This is a genomic window from Rhizobium sp. N731, assembly GCF_001664145.1.
Taxonomy (GTDB): domain Bacteria; phylum Pseudomonadota; class Alphaproteobacteria; order Rhizobiales; family Rhizobiaceae; genus Rhizobium; species Rhizobium esperanzae.
Genome location: NZ_CP013601.1, coordinates 1,847,569 through 1,861,309, shown reverse-complemented (window position 1 = coordinate 1,861,309; position 13,741 = coordinate 1,847,569). Strand labels below are relative to the sequence as shown.

At 59.0% G+C, this 13,741-nt stretch carries 10 protein-coding genes and 1 pseudogene; 2 read left to right on the top strand and 9 right to left on the bottom strand.

Annotation, left to right across the window (positions count from 1 at the left end; genetic code table 11):
- Positions 1-58: 58 nt before the first annotated feature.
- Entirely contained in the window at positions 59-1,816 is a 1,758-nt protein-coding gene (gene argS / locus AMK02_RS09210) for an arginine--tRNA ligase (protein ID WP_064802106.1), read from the bottom strand.
- A 63-nt stretch (positions 1,817-1,879) separates the two neighbouring features.
- Complete coding sequence (locus tag AMK02_RS09205) at positions 1,880-3,097, bottom strand: deoxyguanosinetriphosphate triphosphohydrolase (protein WP_064802104.1); 1,218 nt, start codon at positions 3,095-3,097, stop codon at positions 1,880-1,882.
- Positions 3,098-3,318: 221 nt separating this feature from the next.
- Here AMK02_RS09205 and erpA point away from each other — a divergent pair, with 221 nt between their 5' ends.
- Together erpA and xth are read left to right on the top strand one after the other, a co-directional pair.
- Positions 3,319-3,651 (top strand): iron-sulfur cluster insertion protein ErpA, encoded by a 333-nt coding sequence (gene erpA, locus AMK02_RS09200; protein WP_064802103.1) that lies wholly within the window; start codon positions 3,319-3,321, stop codon positions 3,649-3,651.
- A gap of 228 nt (positions 3,652-3,879) precedes the next feature.
- Positions 3,880-4,671, top strand: a complete 792-nt coding sequence (gene xth, locus AMK02_RS09195; RefSeq protein ID WP_064802101.1) for an exodeoxyribonuclease III — start codon at positions 3,880-3,882, stop codon at positions 4,669-4,671.
- Between the two features lie 69 nt (positions 4,672-4,740).
- Here the strand turns inward: xth and exoR are convergent, their stop codons facing one another.
- From exoR to AMK02_RS09160, 7 genes and pseudogenes are all read right to left on the bottom strand, one after another.
- Positions 4,741-5,535 carry an exopolysaccharide production regulator ExoR gene (gene exoR, locus AMK02_RS09190; protein WP_064802099.1) on the bottom strand — a complete coding sequence of 265 codons (795 nt, stop codon included), beginning with the start codon at positions 5,533-5,535 and terminating at the stop codon, positions 4,741-4,743.
- A gap of 19 nt (positions 5,536-5,554) precedes the next feature.
- Positions 5,555-6,160, bottom strand: a complete 606-nt coding sequence (locus AMK02_RS09185; protein ID WP_237358340.1) for a hypothetical protein — start codon at positions 6,158-6,160, stop codon at positions 5,555-5,557.
- 89 nt (positions 6,161-6,249) lie between these two features.
- Complete coding sequence (locus AMK02_RS09180; protein ID WP_064802097.1) at positions 6,250-7,497, bottom strand: OmpP1/FadL family transporter; 1,248 nt, start codon at positions 7,495-7,497, stop codon at positions 6,250-6,252.
- 397 nt (positions 7,498-7,894) lie between these two features.
- Positions 7,895-10,738 (bottom strand): valine--tRNA ligase, encoded by a 2,844-nt coding sequence (locus AMK02_RS09175; RefSeq protein WP_064802096.1) that lies wholly within the window; start codon positions 10,736-10,738, stop codon positions 7,895-7,897.
- Between the two features lie 117 nt (positions 10,739-10,855).
- On the bottom strand, positions 10,856-11,728 hold the full coding sequence (locus AMK02_RS09170; protein WP_064802095.1) for a PopZ family protein: 873 nt from the start codon (positions 11,726-11,728) through the stop codon (positions 10,856-10,858).
- Between the two features lie 265 nt (positions 11,729-11,993).
- Positions 11,994-12,659, bottom strand: a complete 666-nt coding sequence (locus AMK02_RS09165) for a protein-L-isoaspartate O-methyltransferase family protein (RefSeq protein ID WP_176439476.1) — start codon at positions 12,657-12,659, stop codon at positions 11,994-11,996.
- Positions 12,660-13,226: 567 nt separating this feature from the next.
- A pseudogene (locus AMK02_RS09160) lies at positions 13,227-13,436 on the bottom strand (site-specific integrase); the annotation flags it as partial.
- Between the last annotated feature and the right edge of the window lie 305 nt (positions 13,437-13,741).

Below are 13,741 nucleotides of genomic sequence, written 5' to 3'. Positions count from 1 at the left end.
TATCCCACTCGCAAACGCCAACGCTCAAATGCCAGCGCATTGTGGGTAAATGGTGACGTTATCGCATTTCGTCAGGTGCGGCAGTGCCTGTAATGGCAAGTCCCGACTTCAAAACCGACGCGACGGCGTACACCAGCCCAAGTCTGGCAATACTTGATTCTCGGTTTTTATCATTAACAAATCGTAATTCCGGCTGATCTTTACCTTTGTTCCAGTGCGCGTGGAACGCACTGGCGAGGTCGTAGAGGTAAAATGCGATGCGATGCGGCTCCTGCGACTGGGCTGCCGCCTCGACGATACGCGGGAATTCGGCAAGCTTGGCGACCAGCTGCAATTCGGCCGGATCGCCAATGCCTGCAACGGCTTTCGCAAGATCCTCGGGCGAAACATCGAGGCCGGGAAAAGCCTCTCTTGCCTGCCGGAAGACCGACATGCAGCGGGCATGCGCATACTGCACGTAAAAAACCGGATTATCCTTCGACTGCTCCGTCACCTTGGCGAAATCGAAGTCGAGTGGTTCGGAATTCTTGCGGTAAAGCATCATGAAGCGGACCGAATCACGGCCGACTTCCTCGACGACGTCCCGAAGCGTGACGAAATCGCCCGAACGTTTCGACATCTTCACCGGCTCACCGTTGCGATAGAGCTTGACGAGCTGGCAGAGCAGCACCGTCAGCTTCGCCTTACCCTCCGAAACGGCGCGTGCAACCGCTTCCAGTCGCTTGACGTAGCCGCCATGGTCGGCGCCAAGCACATAGATCATCTCGTCGAAACCACGATCGAACTTGTTCTTGAAGTAGGCGACGTCGGCGGCGAAATAGGTATAGGAGCCGTCCGACTTGATCAGCGGCCGGTCCATGTCGTCGCCAACCTCGGTCGAGCGGAACAGCGTCTGCTCGCGATCTTCCCAGTCTTCAGGAAGCTGGCCCTTCGGCGGCGGCAGCGTGCCCTTGTAGACGTAACCCTTGAAGGTCAGGTCGTTGATCGCCGTGCGGATCGCCGCCGCTCCATTGGCATGCAGGGTGCGCTCGGAAAAGAAGATGTCGTGATGGACGTTCAGCGCCGCCAGATCTTCGCGGATCATCACCATCATCGCGTCGATGGTGCGATCCTTGACGATCGGCATCCATTCCTCTTCCGGCATATTGTGCAGCCGGACGCCGTAATCGGCGGCAAGCGACTGGCCGACGGGCACGAGATAGTCGCCCGGATAGAGACCCGACGGGATTTCGCCGATCCGTTCACCGAGCGCTTCGCGATAACGCAGGAAGACCGAGCGGGCCAGCACGTCGATCTGCGAGCCGGCATCGTTGATGTAATATTCCTTTTCGACGCCGTAACCGGCAAAGGCGAGCAGGTTGGCGAGCGCATCGCCGACGACGGCACCACGGCAATGGCCGACATGCATCGGGCCGGTCGGATTGGCCGAGACATACTCGACATTGACCTTGCGGCCTTCGCCGAGGGTCGAGCGGCCATAGTCGATGCCGGCGCCGATGATGGAAGTCAGCAGCCGCTGCCAATAGCCGACGGCGAGACGGATGTTGATGAAACCGGGACCTGCCACGGAAACATCGGCGACGTCGGCATCCTCCTTAAGCTTGGCGATGATGACGTCGGCAAGGGCCCGAGGATTGGTGCCGAGCGGCTTTGCCAGCACCATCGCGGCGTTGGTCGCAACGTCGCCGTGACTCGCATCGCGCGGTGGTTCGACTGCGATGCGGCCGAAATCGAGTTCAGATCGCTTTTCCCTGACCAGATCGATCTGTTCAAGGGCGGTTTTGATCCTGGCTTCGAAGTCGGTAAAAAGGTTCATCGCACTCTTCCATGCATAGGCTGTGCCAAAGGCGCTAATCGGCCTTCGGCGGGCGACCGCTGCCTATCGCAAATCCGGAGTGTGGTCAAACAATCGCCTGTGGGCACTGATCGCATAGGTGTCGGTCATGCCGGCGAGGTAGTCGCCGACATGGCGAGCCTTCGGCGCATCGGCGAGCCCCGCGATATGATCGACCCAATAATGGCTCTGCATCTCCTTGGGACTGGCCATGTAGGCGGCAAAGAGGTCCGTGACGATCTGGGCAGCACCGGCGCGGATGCGCATGATATCGGGATTGCGGTAGATGCGCTTGAAGAGCATAGCCTTAATCTGCCTGTCGGTTTCGGCCATCTCTTCGGAAAAGGTGGCGATAACCCGGTCGGCGCCGCGGATGTCGGCAGCACTCTCGGGACGAAGAAGGGCAAGGCGCTGCTGCGCGACGCCGATGACGTCCTCGACCATGCGGGTGATCTGGCGGCGCATGATCTCGTGGGTGAATCGGCTCGGTTCCAGATGCGGATAACGCCCCCTCACCTCCGCCATCAACTCGGCAAGAAAGGGAATTTCCTCCAGCATGTCGAAACTCAGATAGCCGGAGCGCAGGCCGTCGTCGATATCATGGGTGTTATAGGCGATGTCGTCGGCGATCGCCGCGACCTGGGCTTCCAGGCTGGCATAAGTCGCGAGTTCGAGATCGTGCAATTCGCAATAATCGAGGATCGGCTGCGGAACCGGGCCCCGCGTGCCGGCCCCTTCCGGCGTCAGCAACGGACCATTGTGCTTGACGAGGCCTTCGAGGCTTTCCCATGTCAGATTGATGCCGTCGAATTCGGCATATCGCCGCTCCAGCTTGGTCACAATGCGCAGCGATTGGGCATTGTGGTCGAAGCCACCATAGGGCAGCAGCACCTCGTGCAGCGCGTCCTCGCCGGTGTGGCCGAACGGCGTGTGGCCGAAATCGTGCACCAGCGCCACGCCCTCGGCCAGATCCTCGTCGAGTTTCAGGGCGCGGGCAAGCGCACGGGCAATCTGCGCCACCTCGATCGTATGCGTCAGCCGAGTGCGGTAGTGATCGCCGTCCTGGGCGATGAAGACCTGGGTCTTGTGCTTCAGCCGGCGGAAGGCGGTGGTATGGACAATGCGGTCGCGGTCGCGTTGGAAATCGGAGCGAGTCGGACTGCTGTCTTCCGGATAGAGACGCCCACGCGTCGTCCACGGGTCGGCCGCATAGACCGCCCTCTCGCTGCCGCCGAAACCTAAAGCTCGCCTGTCAACCGTCATTCTTCACCGTCATTCTGCCTGTTGCCGCATCTGCCCATTGACGCCGCGTTGCCCTCTTCATACCTATAGCCCGACGAAACGGCAAAGCGGTGTTCGCCGACCGCTTCGGCGCATCATGGCCTTTTCGCGAAGATCATGGTAAGTTCCTTTGATATCAGGCATTTGAACATTCGAGTGCCAAAACCCATTCTCTCCGGATCTTGACCCCGGCAGGAGGAAATATGACGGATACGAGTGTAACTCTTTCGGATGCCGCGGCAAAGCGTATCGCCGCCATCATCAGTGCTGAGGCCGGCAAGAGCGCACTGCGCGTTTCCGTCGAAGGCGGCGGCTGTTCGGGCTTTTCCTACAAGTTCGACCTTGCCGACAGCGCTGAGGATGACGACGTCGTCGTCGAAAAGAATGACGCGAAGGTGCTGATCGACAGCCTGTCGCTCATCTATATGGCAGGGTCCGAGATCGACTTCGTCGACAACCTGCTTGGCCAATCTTTTCAGATCAAGAACCCGAATGCGGTGGCAAGCTGCGGCTGCGGCACCAGCTTCTCGATCTGAATATCCGAACATACAGCGTTGTCCCCAACGACCGGCGGAAGAATTGCTTCCAGCCGGTTTATCGGCTTGTCCAGCGGCGAAAGACCGCGATAAAAGGAGCGCACTGAAGCGCGTCGCGATCTTTCAGATTCGCTTACCACGCTTTAGCTCTTTGATTTTCCGCGTGTCGTGAATCGCAAAAACCGCCGCACAGTTTTGCGCGACATGCCCTAGCGAACGGGACAGAGCATGAAGATCGCGACCTGGAACATCAACGGCGTCAAGGCGCGCATCGACAATCTCACACAATGGCTCAAGGATTCCGATCCCGATATCGTCTGCCTGCAGGAGATCAAGACGATCGACGAAGGCTTTCCCCGGCTGGAGATCGAAGCGCTCGGCTATCATGTCGAGACGCACGGCCAGAAGGGATTCAACGGCGTCGCGATCCTCTCCAAGACTTCACCTTTTGAAGTCAACCGCGGCCTGCCCGGCGACCCGCTGGACGAACAGGCGCGTTTCCTGGAAGCGGTGTTCACGCTGCCCGACACGCGCATCCTGCGCGTCTGTTGCATCTATCTCCCGAACGGCAATCCCGCCGACACCGAGAAATACCCCTATAAGCTCGCCTGGATGGAGCGTCTGAGGAGCTTTGCGGCCGAACGGCTGGCCTATGAAGAGATGCTGGTGCTTGCCGGCGATTACAACGTCATCCCCGAACCGCACGACTGCTTCGATCCCAGGGTCTGGGAAAGCGATGCGCTGTTTCTGCCGCAGACGCGGCAGGCATTCCGCAGACTTGAAAATCTCGGCTTGACCGATGCGGTGCGCGCGACGACGGACGCGACGCGTCTCTATTCCTTCTGGGATTATCAGGCAGGTGCATGGCCGAAGAACAACGGCATCCGCATCGACCACCTGCTGCTGTCACCGGAAGCGGCCGACCGGATGACGTCGGCGGCAATCGAAAAACATGTACGGGCCTGGGAAAAGCCGTCCGACCACGTACCGGTGATCGCCTATTTCGATTTCGCAGCATGACATTCCGAGCCCATGGCTGCGCGCGATGGAGATGCACCGTTGAATGCCGCGTGGCGCTGAACGGAAGCGTCAGTCGGAACCGCTCGCAATGGCGTGCGACAGCGAAACTGCCGTGCGACGGTCGGCCTCATTGGCAACCGAGAAGGCCTGCTCCTGCAGCGCCTCCATCCAGCTGCAATCCTTCGGCTTGCAGCGGTCGAGAGCGGCGGTCATCAGCGCGAGACCGCGGGCCGTCTGGCCTTCGTCGAATAGGATATTTCCGAAAATCGCCATGGCGCCGGGATGGCCACTCTTACGAGCCTGGTTCAGCCATTTTTTCGCCTGCTGCGGACTAGCGTTGCCGCCCTCGCCGGCCAGCATCATCTGCGCCAGCTGGAACTGTGCTTCGGGAACGCCGAAGGTGGAGGCCACCTGGAAATAGAGCTGGCGCGCCTGAGCGAGATCGATCTTGACGGGGCTGCCGGCAATACCATGCTTGTAGTAATTGGCGAGCGAGAGGAGCGCGTTGACGAAGAAGCCGGTATCTTCCGATCCGGGTTCGACACCCTGCTGGGCGATCTCACTGTAGATCTTGAAGGCTTCAAAATCGTCCTGGGTCACACCGTCACCGTCGGCGTACATGTTGGCGAGCGCCCAGCGCGAGCCGGTATGGCCTTTTTCGGCGGCGTATTTGTAGGCTTCGACCGCCTCCTCTTTCTGTCCGTTTTTGTAGGCCTTGAAGCCGAACTTGAACAGATCGAAAGGACCGGACTCCTTGCTGACGTCGCTCTTGATGTCGAAAGCGTAAACCGGGCCGGACAGCGATATTGCCACCCACATGCTCACCAGCATGAATTTGAACAGTTTGAACTCGGACGTTACCATTTCAACCGATTTCTTTCGTTCATCGCGCGCAGCCGGCGCTGACGCCGGGCATACCGCGGATGTGTTCTTTCAAGGCGAGCGATCCCGCGGTGAGCTCCATGGCCCCTTTGCCCGCGTCGCATCCAGCCCATAGGCCTTTTCTAAAAGGCCGAATTTTCAGCACATCATTCAGGACCACCCGGCTCCCGGCACGGCCCGCCTGCAACCTTCTCGGCGCTCTTTCGACGGGGGCGCCATCCGCCTTCCCGCCTTTATCGCATTCGTAATTACCAAATGTGACCAAACCGGTATCGGCATCTGCCGTTAAGCTCGCCTGCCTGTTCGAACGGGCAGAGAACGACGGCAATGGATGGATAGATGGCATGATCGTGAGGTCGAATTTATGGTCGCAATAGCCTTGTCCGGAAAGAAAAACGGCCGCAATCATGCGGCTGTCGCCACTTGCGCCGTATGATCTGCTGTTACCGGAAAAAAATCGACTCATGCTACTGATTACACGCACCGTAAGTCTGCCATCACCTCGCCCGCAAATACCGCTGCGCTCTCTTTGTGGCGGGAAATGGACAAATTCACCCCATCGCCACCATACGCCATTCATCGTAAAAAACTGTTGCTGAATCGTCACAAAACGAGACCAGAAAATAACATGATTAATGGGTGCACATAAAGAAGAGCCCGGCAGTGCCGGGCTCCTCAATTCTTCAAAACGTGGAATTAGAACTTGATCTTTATGCTTGTCGACAGTGCAGCGACCAGATCATCGTCAAAGGAATAGGAGACATCATCTCCGTATGTGACGCCATTCCGGGTCACAGCACCAGACGAACCGCTCGTCAACACGCCCACGGCACCTGCAAAGCGCCATTCGATATGTTCGGTCGGCGTATAGGCCGCACCGAGACCGAGCGTCCAGCTGTCTGTCTGCGCGCCATAGCCCTGGCTGGTGCCGCGATCCCATGTCAGGCTGACTGCACCGGCCCACTGCTCATTGAACTTGTGGCCGACGCCGCCGGAGATCGTCCAACCATCACGATAAAGAAGGTCGAGCGAGGTTAGACCACCCGCGGGGCAAGGCAAGCCGTTGGTCGGGCAGAATGCTACCGACTGCAGGACGCTCCAATTCGTCCATTTAACCGATCCGAATGCAAGCCAATCCGGAGCAATACCGCTTTGCAGCTTCAGCTCCAGCGAATCCGGCGCTTCGGCGGAACCGGAAACAGGTGTGACTAGGCCGCCATATAGCGGCACAACCGGAACCTGACGGAGATCAACAGTCCCGGACAGGTCATCGTACTTGACGCGACTGTTATAGACGAGGCTCGCACGCATCGCATATTCCGGAATCTCGTAAGCAAGACCGGCGCGCCAGCCCCAGCCGCTATCGTCGATATCCAGGCGACCGACGCCGGTGCCAGTCCCGAGCAGAAGCGGAAGCGTTGAAACCAGACGTTCCTTGAAGCCTTCGACTTCCTGATAAAAAGCGCCGCCAATGAAGCGAAGCTGCCCAGGGCCGACATCAAAACGATAGGAGCAGGTGCCGCCATAATTGCGGGTTTTGATCTCTGTCTCAATGTTATCGTTGGCGCCGGCCCAGTTCACGCCGGGGTCGGTATGTGCGCCGAAGGGCTCCGAATAGTCAACGAGGCAGTCGACTGCATCGCCAAAACCAGCCTTAAAACCAATATAGGGGATGGTGTAATTTGAGGTATCGTCAGCCGTGTCTGGACGGCTGTTCAGATTGCCGCCTCCTGTCAGTATCGACGTATTCGTGTCTCGGACATCCTTCAGCTTGCGCTGCGGCGTGACGTAGGTCACGCCCGACTGAAACGAGAAAGGCGACGTATCGAACAGCTGATCGATGTTATAACCGCCGCGCTCCAGGCCGCCGGCAAAGGACGGCGAGGCAAGCGACGAAAGAAGAACGAGCGACGTTACGCCCTTGGAAAACATACGCGATGCCATTGTGTCTCCCCCACTCCAGCAATTGATGCACGCCACTTTAGTAAGCGTTCACTCGACATGGCAACGCGCCCCACGGCGGCGCTCCCAGGCATTGCAGTGGCTAACTTACGTAAAGAAATTGACGGACACGTCAAAAAATCTGGTTAATAAAATTTTATTCTAGAGCTATCGATTTTGAGGTGGGCTTTTGGGTTTTCATTCCAAACATTGCAGAAGCTGTATCAATCCGACAACAGTGGCAGTTTTCACCAAATGGATAGTCGTAAAGCCAAAATCCACAGGCTCAGCGCCTCAAATCAGCCGCGCTCCACACCGAATCAAGCGTGCCTCACACGACAAAAGACGCGCCCGAAGCGGGCGCGCCTTTGAAATAACTTACCAAAATCGACAATGAAATTTATCCGGCTTCGCTGACCCTGGAAAGCGCGGTTTTCAAGCTGGCGATCTGCCCCTTCAACTCATCGAGACGCTCGCGCTCGGCCTCGACCACCTCGGGGTTGGCATTGGCGACGAACTTCTCGTTGGAAAGCTTGCCATTGATGCGGGCGATTTCTCCGTCCATCTTGGCAATCGCCTTTTCCAGGCGCGCTTTTTCGGCAGCAAGGTCGATCAGATTGCCGAGCGGCAGGCAGACGGTGGCTTCGGCGACGACGATCTGGGCCGCGCCCTTCGGCGCATCGTCGGAGAGCGATATTGCTTCCACGCGGGCAAGCCGCTTGATGGCGGCGTCGTGGCGGAACAGCCTTTCGCGCGTGAGATTGTTGGCCTTGACGACGACCAGCGGTGCGGTCGCCGACGGCGGCACGTTCATTTCGGCGCGCACGGAGCGGATGCCGGAGACGAGATCGATCAGCCAGTTGATCTCGTCAGCGGCTGCGTCATCGGCATAGGACGGCGCCGGCCATTCGGCATGGCAGACCAGCATGTCGCGTTCCTTGCCTTCGCCTGCGGTATGCGCCCAAAGCTCTTCGGTCATGAAGGGCATGAAGGGATGCAAGAGCTTGTAGATCTCTTCGAGAATATAGGCGCTGCAGGCCTGGGCTTCGGCCTTGGCGCCCTCGTCATCGCCACTGAAGACCGGCTTCAGAAGCTCGAGATACCAGTCGCAGACTTCGTTCCAGACGAAACGATAGAGCGCGCCGGCGGCATCGTTGAAGCGGAAGGCTTCAAGCGCTTCCGTAACGTCACGTTCCGTACGGGCAAGCTCCGTCAGGATCCAGCGGTTGATGGTGAGCTCGGCGGCCTCCGGCACGAAGTGTGGATCGCTCTTGGCACCGTTCATCTCGGCAAAGCGCGTGGCGTTCCAGAGCTTGGTGCCGAAATTGCGGTAGCCGGCGATGCGGGCAGGATCGAGCTTCACGTCGCGGCCCTGTGCGGCCATGATCGCCAGGGTGAAGCGCAGCGCGTCGGCGCCGTATTCGTCGATCAGTTCCAGGGGGTCGATGACGTTGCCCTTCGACTTCGACATCTTCTGCCCGTTCTTATCGCGCACCAGTGCGTGAATATAGATCGTATGGAAGGGTTCGACGGGGTCGCCATTCTCGTCCTTCATGAAATGCAGGCCCATCTGCATCATGCGAACCACCCAGAACGGGATGATATCGAAACCGGTGACGAGGACATTCGTCGGGTAGTAACGCGCAAGTTCCGGCGTCTCGTCGGGCCAGCCGAGCGTCGAGAAAGGCCAGAGTGCAGAAGAGAACCAGGTGTCGAGCACGTCCTCGTCCCGGGTCAGGATCTCACCGGGCTTGAAGTTTTCGAGCAGGTCCTCGACATAGGCCTTCATCGGCCCTTCGTGCGAGAGGTAATGCTGGATCGCAGCCTGCAGCGCCTCTTCCTCGGTCTTTTCAACGAAGACCTGACCGTCGGGACCATACCATGCGGGAATCTGATGGCCCCACCAGAGCTGGCGGGAAATGCACCAGGGCTCGATGTTCTCCAGCCAGTTGAAATAAGTGTTTTCCCAATTCCTCGGAATAAATCTGGTTCTTCCCTCCCGAACGGACTCCAGGGCAGGCTGCCCCAATGTCTTGTTGTCGACAAACCATTGTTCCGTCAGCCGCGGCTCGATCGGCACGCCGCCGCGGTCGCCATGCGGGACCATATGCTTGTGCGGCTCGATCTTGTCGACAAGGCCGGCCTCTTCGAAGATCTCGACGATCACCTTGCGCGCATAGAAGCGGTCCTGCCCTTCCAGACGGTCCCAGGCGCCATGCAGCGCCGCAGGATTGTCGAGACCTTCAAGGAAATCTTCATTGTCCTTGATGGCAATGGTGCCATCGACGTTCATGACGTTGATCGCCCGCAGCTTCGCGCGCTTACCGACTTCAAAGTCGTTGAAATCATGGGCAGGTGTGATCTTCACCGCGCCTGTGCCGGCCGTCGGATCAGCATAGGAATCGGCGACGATCGGAATCCTGCGGCCGACGATCGGCAGGATGACGTGCTTGCCGATGATCGGCTTGTAACGCTCGTCTTCGGGGTTCACGGCAACGCCGGTATCGCCGAGCATCGTTTCCGGCCGCGTCGTGGCGACGACGATATAGTCACGCGTCTCGAACTCAGTCGGCTTGCCTTCCTCGTCGAAGGCGATTGGATATTGATAGGTGACACCCGGCTCGAGCGGATAACGCAGATGCCAGAGATGGCCCTTCACCTCGTGTTGTTCGACCTCCATGTCGGAAATCGCCGTCAGGAGTTTTGGGTCCCAATTGACGAGGCGCTTGTCCTTGTAAATCAAGCCTTCCTTATAGAGTGTGACGAAAACCTCGAGAACGGCCTGCGACAGGCCTTCGTCCATGGTGAAGCGCTCGCGTGACCAGTCGCAGGACGCGCCGAGGCGCTTCAGCTGGTTGAAGATCAGGCCGCCCGATTCTGCCTTCCACTCCCAAATCTTGTCGATGAAGGCTTCGCGGCCCATCTCGCGGCGGCCCGGCAGCTGCTGCTCCATCAGCTTGCGCTCGACGACCATCTGGGTGGCGATGCCCGCGTGATCCATGCCCGGCTGCCAGAGCACGTCCTTGCCGCGCATGCGCTCGAAGCGCACCATGATGTCCTGCAGCGTATTGTTGAGCGCGTGCCCCATATGCAGCGAACCGGTGACGTTTGGCGGCGGGATCACGATGGTGAAGGTCTCGGCCCCCGGTTTGGCGTTCGCGCCGGCGCGGAAGGCATCCGCCTCATCCCATTTCGCGGCGATTTTCGGTTCGACGGCAGCGGAATCATAGGTCTTGTCGAGCATTTTCTGACCAATTTCGAGGTTCGAGGATGGGCGTTTGTAAATAGGATGGCCACGGCCAAGTCAATAAAAAAGCCGCCCCGGAAACCGGAGCGGCTTTTCCAGGAAAAATCAATCCGATCAGCGGCGCGGGCCGCGCGCCACGCGCTCGATTTCCTCGCGCACCAGCCGTTCGACCAGAGTCGGGAGATTGTCATCAAGCCATTCACGCAGCATCGGTCGCAGCATGTCCTCGGCAATCTCGTCCAGCGAGCGGCGCTCGGCACCGTCGATCGCCGCGGCAAGCTCCTCGAAGGAGCGGCTGATCTGCAGACCGGCATCTTCCGAAAGCAGGGCCGGCTGGACCTCCTCGACAACGCTCGGCAGGAAACGCTCGGTCGACGAAGGAGCGGGCTCCAAAGCCGGCGGCGCAGTTTCGGCGGCAGCAGCGGCTTGCTCGGCGACGGCGACACGCGGTGTTTCGGTAAGCGTCGGTTCTGCCGGCTGTTGGACGGGACCAGAGGAAACGGGTGCTGCCGCAGCGGCAAAAACGGGCTGTGTCGGCTGCGGCTGTGGACTTGTAGCGCGCGGCGGCTCCGGCATCACGGCCGGCTGCGGCTCCGGCTGGCGGAAGCCGCTCGGAATTTCTCGCAAGGCTTGACCGGCCTGCACGGCGCTGCGCTCGGAGGCGGCGCGCACGCGGGCTGCGACATCGGCAAGCGACAGCGCGCGGGCCGGAGCTTCGGCCTCAGGGGCAGTGCCGGCCGAATTGGCGGCCACGAAACGCGGATCGGAAGAGCGCATGGCCGGTTCGGAAAACTCCACGCCGGCATAGGTGTCATCCACCGTCAGATGGATTTCGGAGCCGTTTTCGTCGTCGTCGGCGCCGTAAACCGGCGGCACGGAAGCTGAAATCGCCTTGCCGGCGCCGGGTTCATTGCTTTCGATGATCTGGCGGATGGAGGCCAGAATTTCTTCCATGGACGGTTCACGCGCTACACTTGGCTGAGCCATATCTATCCCCGTTATCCCAACACAACGATCGGACGGTGTGGAGCGTTCATCCGAATCACCACGACTTTAGAATACCCCAGACGCGAAAAAAATCATCGCGAATCAATTGAATGCGGCCATGCACAGTTTTGTTACCCAATGCTTGCCGCCGGCATTCGGAGACGACAGCCTCAGAATAAATGATGTTTGTGAAGGCTTTTCCGCAGCACTGACAAAAACGGGCGCCAATGGCGCCCGTCGCTCGAATCCAACTGGGAAAAGAGTGTCAGAAAACGAATTCGCGCGCCTTGGCGAAACCCGGCAGCGGCTTGACCGAAGCGTTGAAGAAGACGTTCTCCGAGATGGCGCCGCGCTCGGCGACGAAGACCTTGGCACGAGCGGCATTGCCGTGCCCTTCGACGGTGACCAGACGGCCGCCATCGCGCAACTGACCGAGAAGAGCGGCCGGAACCTCCTCGACCGCGCCGTTGACGAAGATCAGATCATAAGGGGCGCCGGCGGCGTAGCCCTTTTCGAGAGGGCCGGTCACAACCTCGACCTTGCCATAGCCGGCAAGCTTTGCCTTCGCTTCGGCAGCCAGCGCCTCGTCGCATTCGAGTGCAATCACCGAGCCAGCGATGATCGACAGCAGCGCCGATGTATATCCCGTGCCGCACCCGACCTCGAGCACGAAATCGTCTTTGCCGATGGCGGCCAGCTGCAGCAGCTTGGCGAGCGGCGAGGCCTCCATCAGGAAGCGGGCCGGCTTGCCCGGTGCGGCGGCCGATATTTCGACGTCGTTGTCGATATAGGCGAGAAGCTTTGACTTCTCCGGCACGAAAGCCTCGCGCGGCACCGTGAGAAAAGCTGTCAGCACGGAATGCGAGGTAACATCCGTGGTGCGGATTTGGGTGTCGACCATCTTTGCGCGCGCTGCTTCGAAATCCATCATGTCCTCTCGCTCTTGAAAAGCGGTTCCTGTCCCTTGTCTCTTAATCTCCGCCACGGATGCTTTCAAGGCTTGGCAACGGTCGGCGAAAAGAATCCGCCAGGCGGCTCTTTCGCGCCACACAGGAGGGCAAGGGCTGCAACGCAAGCGTGGAACGCCCTGCCCCTTCATGTTATGATTTGCAGCGGAGGAAATTAGGAGGAGCAGGCCAATGTCTGCGATTTTCGAATATTTTACGCTGTTCGATTTCCTTATCGTCGCAGCGCTCGTCGGCATCTTCTGCTGCGGGCTGCTGGACGGTGAAACGACCTGAGGAGATCGAGCGCCGAAGCAACTCCGGCGAAGCTTGCATGAAGCCCGCGACAATCCGAGGCGGGCGACGCGGTTGCGTGCGCTTGCCCTTAAAATAGTGCGGCCGAGCAATCGCCTCCAAAATCAGCGAGGTTTCGCAACTCTTTAGCAGCGATGAGGAGAAATTGGAGGCCTCGCCGGGAATTGAACCGGGGTACAAGGATTTGCAGAATTTATTCCGCCATTGTTTTCAAAGCGTTTTTTGCCGCCATGTCGCAGTTATGTCGCACTGAACAAGGTGTTTGCCGTTTGCTCCATTTCTTTCCCATCATCAGAACGCGGGAACAGATGCCCATAGACATCCGTCGTCATGACGATCGAAGCATGCCCTAGCCGATCCTGCACCATCTTCGCCGGCAGGCCGAGACAGCCATCCTCTTTGCGGTTGACCAGCCAGCTCGCATAGAAATGGCGGAGCGCGTGCAAGCCCGCTTACTTAAAAAGCAATTGCCTAATACGTGTTATTGACTTCGGCTAAGACGATAAGGGGTCCGAGTAGCAACGGAGCAGATAACCTACATAAGGATTTCACGCGTCATGCCCATCGGGGTTGATGGATCGCGCAGCGGTCGGAGTTCCCCGCTGGCGACAAAATCCGGCAGTGTGAATACGTATCGACAGAGCATGTTGATATGTTTGCCCGAGGGGCGACAGTTTATCGGCTAGAGGTGCACGGGTATTATGAATTTGGCGGCCTTTCCAACGGATTTGCGATCGGCTCCACATCAACGCAT